The organism is Streptococcus sanguinis SK49 (assembly GCF_000212815.1).
GTDB classification, from domain to species: Bacteria; Bacillota; Bacilli; order Lactobacillales; family Streptococcaceae; genus Streptococcus; species Streptococcus sanguinis_C.
In genome coordinates, this window is sequence record NZ_GL890986.1 from 148,087 (window position 1) to 163,178 (window position 15,092).

Consider the following 15,092-nt stretch of genomic DNA (forward strand, 5'->3'; position numbering starts at 1 on the left):
TTATTTTCATCCTACTCTTTTTATCTATTGTTTATTTTACCAAAAAAAAAGCTAAAAGCCCATCATAAGAAAAGACTTTAAAAATTTTTTCAAAGTGTTTCATAAAGGCTAAATTTTTGGTAAAATATATTCAGAATAAATTTCTGAAAATCGATTTAGGAGGATGTTATGTTTAAATTAAAAAACGTACTGGCCATCATTTTTGGGGCTGGAATTTTTTCTTTTGGGATTCATTATTTGGTCATTCCCTTTCATTTATATGAAGGTGGCGCGACGGGTTTGACCTTGATTGCCTACTATCTATTTAAAATCCCTGTCTCGACGACCAACCTGATTATTAACATTCCTCTCTTTATTATTGCTTGGAAGCTGTTAGGCTCGCGAACCCTCTATCTCAGCATTCTGGGAACCTTCTCCGTGTCTGCTTGGCTCAAGATTTTTGAAATCCTACCTGCCTCCAAACACCTGCAAGACTATTTCCTCTCAGCTCTGGACGGGGATGTTTTACTGGCCTGTCTTGGAACAGGGATTGTTTTAGGGATTGGACTGGGCATCATCTTCAATGCTGGCGGAACGACGGGCGGTACTGACATTGTAGCCCGCATCTTTAATAAATACACTAGCATTTCCATGGGCAAACTCATGCTGACTGTTGATTTTGTGGTCATCACCTTGGTTCTCCTTGTTTTCAAAGACCTACGCATGGTGTCTTATACCCTAATGTTTGTCTTTATCACCTCGCGCGTCATTGACCTGATTGCAGAAGGAGGCTTTGCCGGCAAGGGATTCCTTATCGTTACCAGCAAACCGGCTGAACTGGCTGAAGCTATCAATAACAAGCTAGATCGTGGAGTGACCTTCCTCAAGGGTCAAGGCTTCTATAGCAAGCAGGACTTGCAGATTGTCTACTGCGTTGTATCCCGTAATGAAATGCAGCAAATGAAGAAACTCATTAACCAAGTCGATCCATTTGCCTTTACAACTATTACCGAAGCCCATGAGATTTTGGGCGAAGGCTTCACTTTAGATGCCAACAAACAACCTATTGTACGTTAAAAACCTCATCCAATGATGAGGCTTTTTTATCGCTTATAAAGCTTTTGCAGCAGTATGTGTAATCTCAGCTAGCTCAATCGCATGCTCGTCAAATTTTTTCTTGAGAAGGGCCGTATCTATATTACCAGCTAATTGTACTTCAATGACAACTTTGCCATCCTTGCGCGGGATATTGACGGTATTGGATATGTTGAGATTTTCTTCCACCAGAAGACGGATAATCTGCTCAAGAACCCCCACCTTATTCTCAGTGACAAAGCGCAGACGGACTCCTTCTTCACCATAGCCAGATACTTCTAAGAAAGCCTTGAAAATATCGCGATCTGTGATAACTCCGTAAATCTGCTCATTGTCCACGACAGGCAGGATACCAATCTTATTTTTCAGCATCAGATAGGTCGCATCTTCCAGACTGGCAAACTGAGAAATCGTGACAACATCACGAATCATAACATCACCAACCTTGGTTTTGTTGAGAAGATAGTTCATCTCATAAATAGACAGACTCGTTGCCTTAGATGGACTAGCTTCTGCAATCGTTCCTTCTGTCACCAGTCCCACTAGTTGGTCATTCTCAATCACCGGCAGACGGTGGAGTTTCTGCTCACGCATCATATCTGCTGCATGAGCAATTGTTGTATTTGGGCTAATATAAACCACCTTACGCGTCATAAAATCTTTAACTGCCATAAAAGTTCCCTCTACTTCCTATCCATAATTCTTATACTTATTATACTTTATTTTGAAGCTGATTTCAAACGCTTCCAAGGCCTTTGCCTAAGTTTTCAAAATTTAGAAAAATCTCGCGATTGGGAAAATTGAAGATAGGAAATGGCTAGCTATACTACCTTAAGCATCTAGGAGAAGAAAAAAGGTCCATTGGACCTTTTCTAAATGTTAAGTTACTACCGTAACTTTCTATCAACAACCTAAAAATGTCTCCCAGACATTTTGAAGAAAATTCGCTCTCGCGAATTCCCATCTGCAACCTGAAACAATCCACCGGGCATCTTGACGAAAACCTTGTTTTCTTTATCTGCAACTTAAAAAGGTCCAATGGACCTTTTCAAAATGTTAAGTTACTATCGTAACTTTCTATCAACAACCTAAAAATGTCTCCCAGACATTTTAAAGAAAACTCGCTGCCGCGAGTTTCCATTTGCAACCTGAAACAATCCCCCGGATTGTTTCAGCCACCTAGATATGCTTTTCGGACTTCGTCAGAAGCGAGGAGCTCTTGTCCAGTTCCGGACAGAACAATTTTGCCTGTTTCAAGGACATAACCTCGGTCAGCGATAGAGAGAGCCTTGTTTGCATTTTGCTCAATCAAAAGAACTGTAGTCCCTTGTCGCTGAATATCTTGGATAATATCGAAGATTTCCTGGATAAAGATTGGCGCCAAGCCCATAGAAGGCTCATCCAAGAGCAACAGCTTAGGCGTAGACATCAAAGCACGTCCCATAGCCAGCATCTGCTGCTCACCTCCTGAAAGGGTTGCAGCATCTTGGTTTTTACGCTCTTCCAAGCGTGGGAAACGAGAGAAGACCTTTTTGAGATTGGCTTGATTTTCTTCTCGATTTGTTTTGAGAAAGGCGCCCATTTCCAAATTCTCCAAAACGGTCAAACCCGGAAATACATGACGACCTTCTGGTACTTGCGAAAGTCCAGCTGCTACGATTTTTTGAGCAGGAACTTTTTGAATTTCATTGCCGACAAATTCAATTTTACCAGCACTTGGACGAACCAAGCCTGAAATAGTCCGGAGAATGGTCGTTTTCCCAGCGCCATTTGCACCAATCAGGGAAACAACTTCTCCTTCATTTACTTCAAAGCTGACATCACGGACAGCCTGAATCATGCCATAATGGACAGAGAGATTCTCAACTTTAAGCATGGACATTAGGCTTCACCTCCTAGATATGCTTCAATAACGCGTTTGTCATTCTTGATTTCATCAGGTGTTCCGTGCGCAATCAAGCGGCCGTATTCCAGCACATAGATGCGCTCAGTGACTTCCATTACCAGACTCATGTCATGCTCAATCAGCATGATGGTAATGTTAAATTCGTTTTTAATCCGTCGAATCAATGCAGTCAGCTCAGCTGTCTCCTGAGGGTTCATTCCCGCAGCCGGTTCATCCAAGAAAAGAATCTTAGGCTCCGTTGCCAAGGCCCGAACAATTTCCAAGCGGCGCTGCTGACCATAAGCTAAGTTCTTAGCCAAGGTTTCTGCTTCCTTGTCCAAGTCAAAAATTTTCAGCAACTCCAAAGCCTTAGCTTTGAGTTCTTCTTCGTTTTTGTAGTAGGCTGGCAAGCGGAGGAAAGAAGCCAACACATGAGCCTTATGATGATTACCAAAGGCAATCAGAACATTATCCAAAACACTAAGGTCCTTAAAGAGCCGGATGTTCTGGAAGGTCCGCCCTAGCCCTAAAGCAGCAATCTTGTAAGGAACCTTACCATTTAGCAAATGACCATCTAGTGTCACTGTTCCTTCACTAGGCTCATAAACACCGGTTAGGAGGTTGAAAAGAGTCGTTTTTCCTGCACCATTAGGGCCAATCAGACCAACCAGCTCGCCCTCGTTGAGTTCCAAGGTCACATCGCTGACAGCAGTCAGACCACCAAAGTTTTTAGTTAGATTTTTCACATCAAGAAGTGCCATTATTCTTTGACCTCCTTATTCTTTTTGAAGAGCTTAGACAAGCTCAGCTCCCAAGTTCCTAAGAGTCCGCCTGGACGGAAAATCATGACCAAGATTAAAGCCAAAGAATAGACAATCATCCGAATGCTGGATACATCCTGTAGCAACATATTGAGAACTCCCAAGACCACTGCAGCTACAATGGTTCCAGTCATAGAGCCTAGGCCACCAAAAACGACAATAATCAAGATATTGATAGTGTTGGTAAAGGAATAGTCCTTAGGAACAACTGAACCAACGAAGCCAGCTTGAAGAGAGCCAGCAATAGAAGCCGTGATAGCTCCTAAAACAAAGGCTGTCACTTTGATTCTAGTAGTGTTAACCCCGACAGACTCGGCAGCAATCTCATCCTCACGGACAGACAGAGTACTGCGGCCAATAGGACTGCGCAGGAAATTCAAGGTCAAAATAGTTGTGATAACAACAAAGACATAGACCATCTGCCAAGAAGTAAAGGGCGGAATGGATAGGATACCAGCTGCGCCATTAGTCAAAGTACCGCCATTAATAATCAGAATACGGATAATCTCTGAGACACCAAGAGTTGCAATCGCGAGATAGTCCCCTTTAAGTCGCAGGGTCGGCAAACCAACTACTAAAGCCACAATACCAGCAATGATAGCTCCAGCCAGCATAGCAATGAAGAAAGCTCCATATGTTGGCGATTTAGAGCCAATAATCGCTACAGCGTAGGCACCGATAGCCATAAAGCCAGCATGGCCAAGAGAGAATTGGCCTGAGAATCCGACGATGAGATTAAGCCCCACAGCCAGAATAATATTAATCCCAATCTGCTCTAAGATTTGAATGTAAAACGCATTGAGAACACCGGCACTAACCAATACTGTCATCAGCAAGTAGCCGATTAAGACAAGGCCAAGCCAGAAAATATTTATCTTTAAATTCTTTTTCATACCTTACACCTTCTCTTTCACATTTTTGCCAAGGATACCAGCTGGACGAATCAGAAGAATAACAATCAAAATCGCATAGACAATGGCATCGCGGAAATCAGATAGTCCAAGCGCTGTCGCAAAAGTTTCCAAAAGACCGATAACAAAGCCACCAAGCGCGGCACCAGGAATGATTCCAATACCACCGAGAACGGCCGCTACAAAGGACTTAATACCTGGAGTCATCCCCATTAAAGGCTCCAATGAATTATAATAAAGGGCAATTAGAACACCAGCAGCTCCTGCAAGAGCTGACCCCAACGCAAAGGTGAAGCTGATTGTCCGATTGACATTGATTCCCATCAGCTGAGCAGCATCACTATCTACAGATACAGCTCGCATAGCCTTACCCATCTTTGTCTTCTGCACGATAAACTGCAGAGCCACCATGAGGAAAATAGAAATTCCCAAAATCAGCAACTGAATATTTGAGATAGAAATCGGTCCTAAGTTAAAGCGTACTGTTTTAATAACCTGTGGGAAGGAACGGGTATTGGCACCGACAAAGAAAATCATGCCATACTCGAGGAGAAAAGAGACCCCAATGGCTGTAATCAAAGCCGCAATCCGAGTCGAATTTCGCAGAGGACGATAGGCTAAAAACTCAATAACCACACCAAGAATCGCTGTCCCAATCATCGCTAAAATGAGAGAAAGGAAAAAATTAAACTTCAGGATATTAATTAAGTAATAACCCATAAAGGCACCAATCATATAGATATCGCCGTGGGCAAAGTTAATCAGCTTAATAATCCCATAAACCATGGTATAACCCAAAGCCAGAAGCGCATAAACACTACCCAGGATTAGACCGTTGACTAATTGTTGGAGCATTAGACACCACTCTTTCTATAATAAAATAAGGAATGGGAGAAAAATCAGCAGACTAGGTCGTGATTTTATCATCCCACTCCCAAAATACGAATAATAGTTGATTGAGAAACGAAGAAGAATAGATTATAAAACAATACTCTTTCAAATCCGTAGATTTATAAAGAAAGAAATCATCTACTAACTTGCTCAAGCAACTAAAAATAGAAAACAAGTCAAAGACTGGGATAGCCCCAGCCTCGTAACTATTATTCCGCTTTAACTGTTTCTACAGTATCTACTTGACCGTCTTTCAAGCCAATCATCAGAGCTGTTTTCACTGGATTATGGTCTTTATCAATAGTGATTGAACCGGTCACTCCATCGAAATCTTTAAGCTTAGCCAAGTTGTCTTTGATATCTACAGAAGTTTTAGCACCTTTAGCTGCTTCTGCTGCCATATAAACAGAGTCATATGCCAGAGCTGCAAACATAGAAGGCTCTTCTTTGTACTTAGCTTTGTATGCTTCAATAAACTTCTTAGCTTTTTCTGACATTTCACCAGAAGTTGTAAAGCCAGATACATAGTAAACATTTGTAGCTGCAGCTGGAGTTGCTTGCTCAACGAACTTAGCATCACCAAAGCCATCAGGACCAACGATTGTTTGGTCAATACCCAAACCACGCGCTTGATTGACAATTTTACCAGCTTCTGTATAGTAACCTGGAACAACCAGAGCGTCAAATTCTTTGCCCTTAATCTTTGTCAAAGCAGCTTGGAAGTCTGTATCCTTAGATTGGAAAGTTTCTGTTGCTACAATCTCACCCTTGAACTCCTTCTTGAAGGCATCCGCCATTCCTTTAGCGTAGTCACTAGATTGGTCGTAGTAAAGAACGACTTTCTTAGCTTTCAAGTTATCAGTAACATACTTAGAAATGATTTTACCTTGGTAGCTATCAATGAAAGTTGCACGGTAAAGATAATCTTGCTTGTTGGTCAGATCATCCTGTGTCGCACTTGGTGTAATGATTGGCACACCTGCTTTAGCAGCATTTGCAGTAGCTGAAGCTGTCGCTCCAGAAGTCGCAGGGCCAATGATTGCATTTACCTTACTTTGGGTAACCAAGCTAGTAGTGATGGTAGATGCTTCAGCAGTTTCTGATTTGTTATCCTTATCAGTAACTTCAATCTTCTTGCCATCTACGCCACCAGCAGCGTTGATTTCATCAACGGCCAACTGAGCACCATGTTGTTCAGCTGTACCGTAGGCTGCTACTTCACCCGATTCTTCAAAGTTAAAACCAAATTTAATCGTATCGCCAATTTCTGTACCAGTTGCTGTTGAGTTGTTGTTAGATACTTCTCCACAAGCTGCGAGAAGGGCTGCACTAGCAAAAGCTACTAGGGATAGTGCAAATTTTTTCTTCATTCGGAAATCTCCTTAAGTGATTTATTTGATGATATAGTAAGAATATATCGAATTATCTGACAATTGTCAACCCTTTATAGAAATTTTATCAGATGATAACGTTTTCTTGCTCTCTATACAGGCTTCCAACAAAGTTTTGATCTAGTTCTTTTATGTGAGATATCCGAACTTGCTTAACATAGCGTTCCTTGGGCAGATTCTCCTGTAAGTTCTGGGCGTCCTCTTGATTGACATAGAGATGCAGATAACGATGCTTCTTAGAATGATAAATGATATCACCGAAGTTAGCCAGCTTTTTGGCATCTCGATTATAGTAAAGATAGACAATCAAGCCCACTCTTTCTTCTCTTTCTATCATAAAACTCCTTTCCGGTCCATGTAGTTCTTAGATGATTATAGCAAAGATAGGGCAAAAAAACTAGCCCTGAAAAGCTTTATGATTAGCTTAAAACACTTAGTGTTGACAGACTAACAAATTTAAAACATCAAAAAAAGAGCCACTTTTGGCTCCTCCTATGTTAGTTCAGATTGCTATTTTCCATGATTTCGTCAATAAAGCCGTATTCCAAGGTTTCTTGAGCGCTCATCCAGTAATCGCGTTCCGCATCCTTATGGATTTGCTCAACGGACTTGCCAGAGTTTTCGGCCAAGATTTTTTCCAAGGTATTACGAGTTCTAAGCAAGTGCTCAGCTACAATGGCCATATCCGTTTGCTGAGTGCCACTTCCAGCTCCTCCCATTGGCTGGTGAATCAGATATTCTGCATTTGGAAGCATGAAGCGTTTGCCCTTAGCACCACTGGAAGCAATGATTGTTCCCATGCTGGCAGCTACACCCATAACAATGGTCTGAACATCAGACTTGATGAAGTTCATAGTATCCACAATAGCCAGACCTGCTGAAACGGATCCCCCCGGCGTATTTACATAGAGATAAATATCTTTAGTATTGTCCTGTGCATCCAAGAAAAGGAGCTGGGCAATGACTGAATTAGCCATATTGTCCTCTACTGGGCCAGTCAGCATGATAATCCGATCTTTTAATAGCCGGGAGTAAATATCATAGGAGCGCTCCCCTCGGCTGGTTTGTTCAATAACTACAGGAATCATAGTTTTCTCTCTTTCTCTTTTTAAAATTTTCTATCAAACTAGGGAATAGAATTTCAAATTACGAGACTATTATATCCTTTTGGTCAAAAAAGGTCAAATAGAAACTTTTACTTAGTTCCGAACAGACGATCTCCTGCATCTCCCAGTCCTGGTACGATATAACCATGGTCATTGAGATGATCATCCAGAGCAGCTGTGAAAATATCAACATCTGGATGAGCTTCCTGCAAGGCTTTTACTCCTTCAGGCGCTGAAACCAAGCAGACAAATGTAATATGGCTAGCACCACGTTTCTTCAGAGAATCCACAGCCAAGATAGCAGAACCACCCGTAGCCAACATTGGATCAACAACGAAAATCTGACGTTGGTCAATATCCTCTGGCAGCTTGACCAGATATTCAACCGGCTTCAAGGTTTCCTCATCACGGTACATTCCGATATGGCCGACCTTAGCTGCTGGAACCAAGCTCAGAAGTCCATCCACCATGCCAATACCAGCCCGCAAGATTGGAACAATAGCTAATTTTTTCCCTGCAATCTGCTTTTGGACTGTTTTTGTAATTGGTGTTTCAATTTCTACATCTTCAAGTGGTAAATCGCGCAAAACCTCATATCCCATGAGCATTGCGATTTCATCAACTAATTCACGAAATGCCTTGGTAGAGGTATCTGTACGACGCAAGATAGACAGTTTATGCTGAATAAGTGGATGAGCGATAACTTCAAGTTTTCCCATGATTGGATTTCCTTCTTTCAATTTATTCTTCTTATTATATCAAAAAAAGAGTGAAAAGGCTTGCCATAAGCAAGCCTTTTCAAAGATTTTCTTTACCTTACAGCCATTCTCTATAGCGCTTGATATAAAGGTGTTTAACAAGGGTTACACTAACCATATAAAGCGCAATAATCAAGAAAAGGAAAAGGAAATAAGTGCCGTTCAGCGGAGCCGTCTTCAGAACTGACGCAAAGAGGCTGTATGGCAAGGAAGTAACAAAGAGAGCTGCTGCCATGGTCGTCACAATAACGGATAAAGCAGGACGGCTCTGCACAAATGGCAGTTTAGGTGAGCGCAGCATGTAGATGACCATGGTCTGGGTCCACATGGACTCAACGAACCAGCCTGTTTGAAAAAGAGTGATAAAGGTCTCTGCCTGTCTACTACCTGCTTGATAGCTACCTCCTGTTATCATAGGTACAATAATAAAGTAGAGCACCAGATAGGTCAAAACATCAAAAACGGATGAGATAGGACCAATCCAAGCCATAAAGCGGGTAATAGAACTGGCTGACCAGATATGAGGTCTCTTGAGAAATTCACTATCCACATTATCAAAGGGCAGAGCGATACAAGACAAGTCATAAACTAGATTGAGGACAATCAGATGAACTGGTGCCATAGGCAGAAAAGGCAGAAAGATACTGGCAAAGAGGAGAGAAAAGATATTCCCAAAATTGGAACTGACTGTCATCTTGATATACTTGGTCATATTGGCATAGACCTTGCGTCCTTCTACCAGCCCTTTCTCCAGAACCATAAGGTCCTTGTCCAGCAGAATGACATCTGCTGTTTCCTTGGCAATATCGACAGCTGTATCAACAGAAATACCCACATCTGCTACCTTCATAGAAGGTGCATCATTGATACCATCACCCATGTAGCCAACCTTGTGGCCATTAGCCTTGAGTTGGAGAATGATCCGAGCTTTTTGGTCAGGTGAGAGCTTGGCAAAAACCGTTGTATGCTCCACTGCCTGACTCAATTCTTCATCAGATAAGGCATCCACCTCTACACCTAGTAAGATATTATCTACATCTAACCCAACCTTTTCACAAACTGCCTGGGTCACCTTATCATTATCACCGGTCAAAATCTTAGTAGCAACGCCGTACTTAGCCAAGGTTTCAATAGCTGGAGCCGCAGATGACTTTGGAGGATCTAGGAAAGCCAGATAGCCCGTCAAAATCATGTTAGATTCATCCTTCACTTCATAGTCGTAATCTTCTTCTAAGTCTGACTTGTAGCTAACACCAAGCACGCGTAGCCCTTGCTCATTGAGTTGAGCCACTTCCGCAAGGATTTCCTGACGAATTTCCTCAGTCAGTTCCGTAATGCGATTCTTGTATTCTACATGGCTAGAGATAGCCAGCATTTCCTCCAAGGCCCCCTTGGTCACCATGCTGATAACATCCTCATCATCCTTGACGATGACACTCATACGACGACGCTCGAAATCAAAGGGAAGTTCATCAATTTTCTTAAAGGTTTGGTCTAGATTACGGACAATCTCATGCTTTTCTGCTTCTTTCTCCGTCCGATTGATAATAGCCCGGTCCATAAGATTTTTGAGACCAGTTTGATAGTAGGAATTGAGAAAAGCACGACGGAGCACTGCTAAGTCCAAATCTCCATGAATATCCAGCGGGTATTCTAACACAATCTCGTCTTGGGTCAATGTGCCCGTCTTATCCGTACAAAGGATATCAATAGCTCCTAGGTCTTGGATGGCATTCAGCTTCTTAATCACGACCTTTTCCTGAGCCATGATAATAGAACCTTTAGCCAAGCTCGCCGTGATAATCATAGGCAGCATTTCTGGAGTCAGGCCGACCCCAACGCTGAGGGCAAAGACACCTGCTTCCAGCCAGTCGCCATCTGTCAAACCGTTGATGAAGAACACGACCGGCACCATGACGAGCATCAGACGAATCAAGAGCCAGGAAATGCTATTCATCTCGCGCTCAAAAGAGGTCGGCTCATCGTAGGTGTTCAGTGTCTGCTCAATGGCTCCCATCATGGTCTCGTCGCCAACCACCAGCACCAGAGCTGTAGCTCTTCCGGAAATAACGTTGGTTCCCATAAAGGCCAGCGACTCTGTTTCTAAAAGGCTATCAAGTTTTTGTTCATCTGACTTGGCCAGACAGACCTTTTCTACCGCATCACTTTCACCTGTCAAACCGGACTGCTGAACAAAGAAATCACGCGAGTCCAGCAGCAAGACATCTGCAGGAATCATGTCTCCGGCACTAAGCTTGATGATGTCTCCTACAACAAGCTCATCAATCGGAAGTTCCTGCTCTGCTCCTTCACGGATAACCGTAGCCGTGTTGACAATCAGCCGAGACAGATTGCTAGCAGCGCGGTCGCTCCGCAATTCCTGAACAAAACGAATGCCTCCAGAAATCAGCACCAGAACAACAATGATGATGGAAGTCGTCGGATCTTCCTCACCAGGCTTAGCCAGCCAAACATTGGTCACTAAGGACACGAGGGCAATCACCAATAAGATGACTGTAAAGGGGTTAATGATAGACTCGTAAATTTTCTTTAGAATAGAGTCTTCCTGACCCTTTGTGATGATATTTTCACCATAGAGGTCACGATTTTCTTCGACCTGCTCTTCTGTCAGGCCGCGAAAGGAACTCTTGTAAAATACCAGAGTTTCTTTTACAGGAAGCTGCAGCGCAGCAACTAATCTTTCTTTTACTGTTTTCATTGGTTTCTCCTTGATGTATGATTGATAAATTTCATACACAGGAACCAATCACTTTATAAGGACAGAACGACACAAATCAGCGATTGGCTGTGTATGTGCGGTTCCGGATAATCGTCAATTTGCATCGCGTGTCTCCTTTCTTAATTTATAAAAACAATTAAAAGTCCCAAGATGCCTGCAAGACATCAAAGGTGGCATTCATCTTCTGTGTCCAATCTTGTAATTCTGGAAAATTTTCTTTTAAAGAAAATCCAATAACTTCTTCACGTAAATTCCACCAATCTACAAGAGCAACTACTTGGATTGTTGCAATATTTAAAGAGAGCCCTTGCTCAGTAGCCAGTTTCTCTAACAAAGACAAACTCCGTATATTTCTCTCTTCAATTTGTTGATGTCTGTCTTTCCACCAATGTTCTTTTCCATGGAAAAATTTTTCCGCAACAATCGGCATTGTATTTTCCAAAATTCCTTCAGCAATGGACAATATATTTAAAATGTGCCATTTATTCATTCCATTAGGGAAAAGTGAGACTTCCTGACCTAGTTCGTCTAAATATTGAGAAATTAAATCACTACCATATAACCATTCTCCACTGGAAGCTTGAAAAGCAGGAATTCTACCTAAAGGATTATCTTGATTGTGCGGTGAATTTCTATCAAAAGCCACCTGAACTTTCTGAATATCCACTTGCTCCTCTAAATGATGATGTAAAATTGTAACATATACTTTACGCGCAAAAGGACTGGTACTAGAATACCAAAATTTCATCACTATTCCTCCTTCTTTTTTCTTGAGAGGCAGGCAATCAACTATTTACTCTCTTGAAATATTTTCAGCAAAAAAGAATACCCTGCCAATTTCTCGGCAGGGTTGTTTGCATGTCAGGTTATTCGCTTCATTGTTTTAAGCACAGATAAAGCAGGCATTCACCGTTCAAGCTTTAACTCCATAAGGCGATGAAATGAGCTTAGTCTTGACCTTGGCGATCAGGACTGTTAACCAACGAGTAGTGTCTCCACTGCTTTGCGGTAGTCATCCGTATCCTTATGGTAGCCTCACCTACCGATTTTCCACTATTACTATACTCCTCTTTCAAAGGATTGTCAATCATTTTTTCTGGCTTGAGACAAATTTCAAAAAATTTTTGATTTATTTTGGCAATACCTCTGCAATACGGGAGCAGATTTCTTCAATCATCGTCTCTGGAGTAGCAACATTTAGGCGAGCATGACCTTTACCTTCTTGACCAAAATCACTTCCTCGATTCAGGACGACCTTTGCCTCTTCTCGCAGCAGCTGGAAGAGCTGGTCATCTGTCAGGCCATAATCTGAAAAGTCCAGCCAAATCAGATAGGTCCCTTGAGGCTTCATGACCCGTACGCGAGGTGCTTCCTTGGCAAAATAATCAACCACAAAATTCACATTCTTCTCAAGAACTTCCTTGAGCTCCATCAACCAAGACCAACCGTATCGATAGGCTGCTTCTGTCGCTAAAAATCCAAGACCAGGAATTTCATGCTGATTGTTGGCCAGCTGGCGTTTTTTAAACTGATGTCGCAAGCTAGGATTCTCAATCACTGCATAGGAATTTTTAGTCCCAGCAATATTAAAAGTCTTAGTCGCACTGGCTAAAATCAGACTAAAGTCCTTAAAGTCATGCGAGACAGTATTGAAAGACTGATGTTCATGGCCAAACAGCGTCAAATCTTGATGAATTTCGTCTGAGACCAGGAGAACGCCGTACTTTTGACAGAGGCGGCCAATTTTCTCTAACACTTCCCGTTCCCAAACTCGACCTCCAGGATTGTGCGGATTGCAAAGAACATAAATCTTGACTTCATTGTCTGCAATGTCCCGCTCTAGCTTCTCAAAGTCAATCTGAAAGAGACCATCCTGTTCTATCAGAGAATTGGTAATAAGCTGACGATTATTGAGCTTGACACTGCGGGCAAAAGGTGGGTAAACAGGAGTGTTGATTAGAACAGCATCACCTTCCTTGGTAAAGGCTTGGATAGCTGTCGAAATAGCAGGAACAACCCCCTCGATAAATACCAAAGCATCTCGATCAAAGGTATAGTCGTGCTCATCCCGCTCCCAATCTAGAACAGCATTGATTAGCTCTTCACTGGCATAGGTATAGCCATAGACCAACTGATTAGCGTAGTCATGAACAGCTTGCTGGATTTCAGGCAGGACTTCAAAATCCATATCTGCAATCCAGGCTGGCAGAACTTCTTTGTCCTTCTCCGCTTCTTTCCATTTATAAGTATGATGCCCTACACGACAGGGGGCTTTTTCAAAATTATATCTTCCCATATTATTCATTCTCCAAGGCTGCACGTAAATCGTCTACCAAATCTCGACTATCCTCAATTCCAATCGACAGGCGCAGCAAATCATCAGTTAAGCCATAAGAATGACGCACTTCCACCGGAATGTCTGCGTGAGTCTGGGTCGTCGGATAGGTAATCAAGCTCTCCACTCCTCCTAAACTTTCCGCAAAGGTAAAGACTTTCAGGCTATTTAAGAGATGAGGAATCTTCCCTTCATCCACAACTTTAAAGGAAATCATACCACCCTTACCTGGATAGAGAACCTCTTTTACCGCAGGAGATTTCTTCAAAAAATCAACCACTTCTTGCGCATTCTGAGTAGAGCGCTCCATACGGAGAGCCAGTGTCTTGAGACCGCGCAAAAGCAGATAGCTGTCAAAAGGAGACAAGACTGGTCCAGTTGTATTGAGGTTATAGAATAGCTTGTCATAAATAGCAGCATCATTAGTCATGATGGCTCCAGCCAAGACATCATTGTGCCCGCCCAGATACTTGGTCGCAGAGTGTAGAACAATATCTGCTCCATCCTCCATCGGTCTTTGGTAAATAGGACTGTAGAAGGTATTGTCCACAATGACAGCTGCTCCTCGCTCGTGAGCCGCTTTGGAAATGCGGGCAATGTCAAACTCTACCATAAGAGGATTGGTCGGTGTCTCGATATAGACAATATCTATATCCTCTGTCAGATTATTGAGTAGTTCTTCTTCTGTATTGGCATAGGTAAAGGCAAAGCGCCCTTCTGCTTCAGCTTGGGCAAACCAGCGGAAAGAGCCGCCATAGAGATCCCGAACAGCCAAAACCTTGCTGCCGACCGGAAAGGCACTAAAGGCCAGCACAATAGCCGACATACCAGAGCTAGTCGCTAGAGCATAATTTGCACTTTCGATAGCAGCCAGAGTCTCTTCCAAGCTAACCCTTGTTGGATTCTTGGTTCGAGTATAGTCATAACCTGTTGACTGACCAAACTCAGGATGCTGGTAGGTCGTTGAAAAATGCAGGGGTGTTGTTAAAGCACCGGTTGTTTCATCTTTTTTAACCCCAGCCTGAGCCAGTAGTGTATTTAATTTTACGTCCTTACTCATATTAACCTTCCAATCCTTCGCTAATATTTCACCCTCTATTGTAACATCTTTTGAAAACATTTATCTTTTTTCTTTCCAAGAGCTAGCTATAGTTTGAAACTATAATGTTGATGTTTTAGA

Annotated in this window: 14 protein-coding genes and 1 riboswitch; of the genes, 1 reads left to right on the forward strand and 13 read right to left on the reverse strand. The window is 42.4% G+C overall.

Annotation, left to right across the window (positions count from 1 at the left end):
• Nucleotides 1-168 precede the first annotated feature (168 nt).
• Nucleotides 169-1,056, forward strand: coding sequence for a YitT family protein (locus tag HMPREF9380_RS02595; protein WP_002923623.1), 888 nt, complete (start codon nucleotides 169-171; stop codon nucleotides 1,054-1,056).
• Nucleotides 1,057-1,089: 33 nt separating this feature from the next.
• On the opposite strand, the gene HMPREF9380_RS02590 is transcribed toward HMPREF9380_RS02595, so the two are convergent.
• From HMPREF9380_RS02590 to HMPREF9380_RS02530, 13 genes are all read right to left on the reverse strand, one after another.
• The gene (locus HMPREF9380_RS02590; RefSeq protein WP_004193060.1) at nucleotides 1,090-1,746 is read right to left on the reverse strand and encodes a CBS domain-containing protein; all 657 of its coding nucleotides are present in this window, start codon (nucleotides 1,744-1,746) and stop codon (nucleotides 1,090-1,092) included.
• 499 nt (nucleotides 1,747-2,245) lie between these two features.
• On the reverse strand, nucleotides 2,246-2,956 hold the full coding sequence (locus HMPREF9380_RS02585; protein ID WP_002894681.1) for an ABC transporter ATP-binding protein: 711 nt from the start codon (nucleotides 2,954-2,956) through the stop codon (nucleotides 2,246-2,248).
• The gene (locus tag HMPREF9380_RS02580; RefSeq protein WP_002899800.1) at nucleotides 2,956-3,720 is read right to left on the reverse strand and encodes an ABC transporter ATP-binding protein; all 765 of its coding nucleotides are present in this window, start codon (nucleotides 3,718-3,720) and stop codon (nucleotides 2,956-2,958) included. Before HMPREF9380_RS02580 ends, HMPREF9380_RS02585 begins: the two co-directional genes overlap by 1 nt.
• Complete coding sequence (locus HMPREF9380_RS02575; RefSeq protein WP_002914606.1) at nucleotides 3,720-4,673, reverse strand: branched-chain amino acid ABC transporter permease; 954 nt, start codon at nucleotides 4,671-4,673, stop codon at nucleotides 3,720-3,722. Before HMPREF9380_RS02575 ends, HMPREF9380_RS02580 begins: the two co-directional genes overlap by 1 nt.
• A 3-nt stretch (nucleotides 4,674-4,676) precedes the next feature.
• Nucleotides 4,677-5,546, reverse strand: a complete 870-nt coding sequence (locus tag HMPREF9380_RS02570) for a branched-chain amino acid ABC transporter permease (protein ID WP_002897070.1) — start codon at nucleotides 5,544-5,546, stop codon at nucleotides 4,677-4,679.
• Nucleotides 5,547-5,791: 245 nt separating this feature from the next.
• Nucleotides 5,792-6,952 carry an ABC transporter substrate-binding protein gene (locus HMPREF9380_RS02565; RefSeq protein WP_002894677.1) on the reverse strand — a complete coding sequence of 387 codons (1,161 nt, stop codon included), beginning with the start codon at nucleotides 6,950-6,952 and terminating at the stop codon, nucleotides 5,792-5,794.
• An 88-nt stretch (nucleotides 6,953-7,040) separates the two neighbouring features.
• Nucleotides 7,041-7,310 carry a YlbG family protein gene (locus HMPREF9380_RS02560; protein WP_002894676.1) on the reverse strand — a complete coding sequence of 90 codons (270 nt, stop codon included), beginning with the start codon at nucleotides 7,308-7,310 and terminating at the stop codon, nucleotides 7,041-7,043.
• 160 nt (nucleotides 7,311-7,470) lie between these two features.
• The gene (locus tag HMPREF9380_RS02555; protein ID WP_223312420.1) at nucleotides 7,471-8,088 is read right to left on the reverse strand and encodes an ATP-dependent Clp protease proteolytic subunit; all 618 of its coding nucleotides are present in this window, start codon (nucleotides 8,086-8,088) and stop codon (nucleotides 7,471-7,473) included.
• Between the two features lie 80 nt (nucleotides 8,089-8,168).
• Complete coding sequence (gene upp / locus HMPREF9380_RS02550) at nucleotides 8,169-8,798, reverse strand: uracil phosphoribosyltransferase (RefSeq protein WP_002894672.1); 630 nt, start codon at nucleotides 8,796-8,798, stop codon at nucleotides 8,169-8,171.
• 97 nt (nucleotides 8,799-8,895) lie between these two features.
• A complete protein-coding gene (gene mgtA, locus HMPREF9380_RS02545; RefSeq protein ID WP_032907662.1) occupies nucleotides 8,896-11,556 on the reverse strand; it encodes a magnesium-translocating P-type ATPase in 2,661 nt (886 codons plus the stop codon).
• 157 nt (nucleotides 11,557-11,713) lie between these two features.
• Nucleotides 11,714-12,325 carry a glutathione S-transferase family protein gene (locus HMPREF9380_RS02540; protein ID WP_004193069.1) on the reverse strand — a complete coding sequence of 204 codons (612 nt, stop codon included), beginning with the start codon at nucleotides 12,323-12,325 and terminating at the stop codon, nucleotides 11,714-11,716.
• A 150-nt stretch (nucleotides 12,326-12,475) separates the two neighbouring features.
• Nucleotides 12,476-12,631: riboswitch (M-box (ykoK) riboswitch) on the reverse strand.
• Between the two features lie 75 nt (nucleotides 12,632-12,706).
• Nucleotides 12,707-13,882 (reverse strand): MalY/PatB family protein, encoded by a 1,176-nt coding sequence (locus HMPREF9380_RS02535; RefSeq protein ID WP_004193072.1) that lies wholly within the window; start codon nucleotides 13,880-13,882, stop codon nucleotides 12,707-12,709.
• Complete coding sequence (locus HMPREF9380_RS02530; RefSeq protein WP_004193074.1) at nucleotides 13,875-15,032, reverse strand: cystathionine gamma-synthase; 1,158 nt, start codon at nucleotides 15,030-15,032, stop codon at nucleotides 13,875-13,877. The genes HMPREF9380_RS02535 and HMPREF9380_RS02530 overlap by 8 nt, the downstream gene beginning before the upstream one ends.
• Nucleotides 15,033-15,092: the final 60 nt, after the last annotated feature.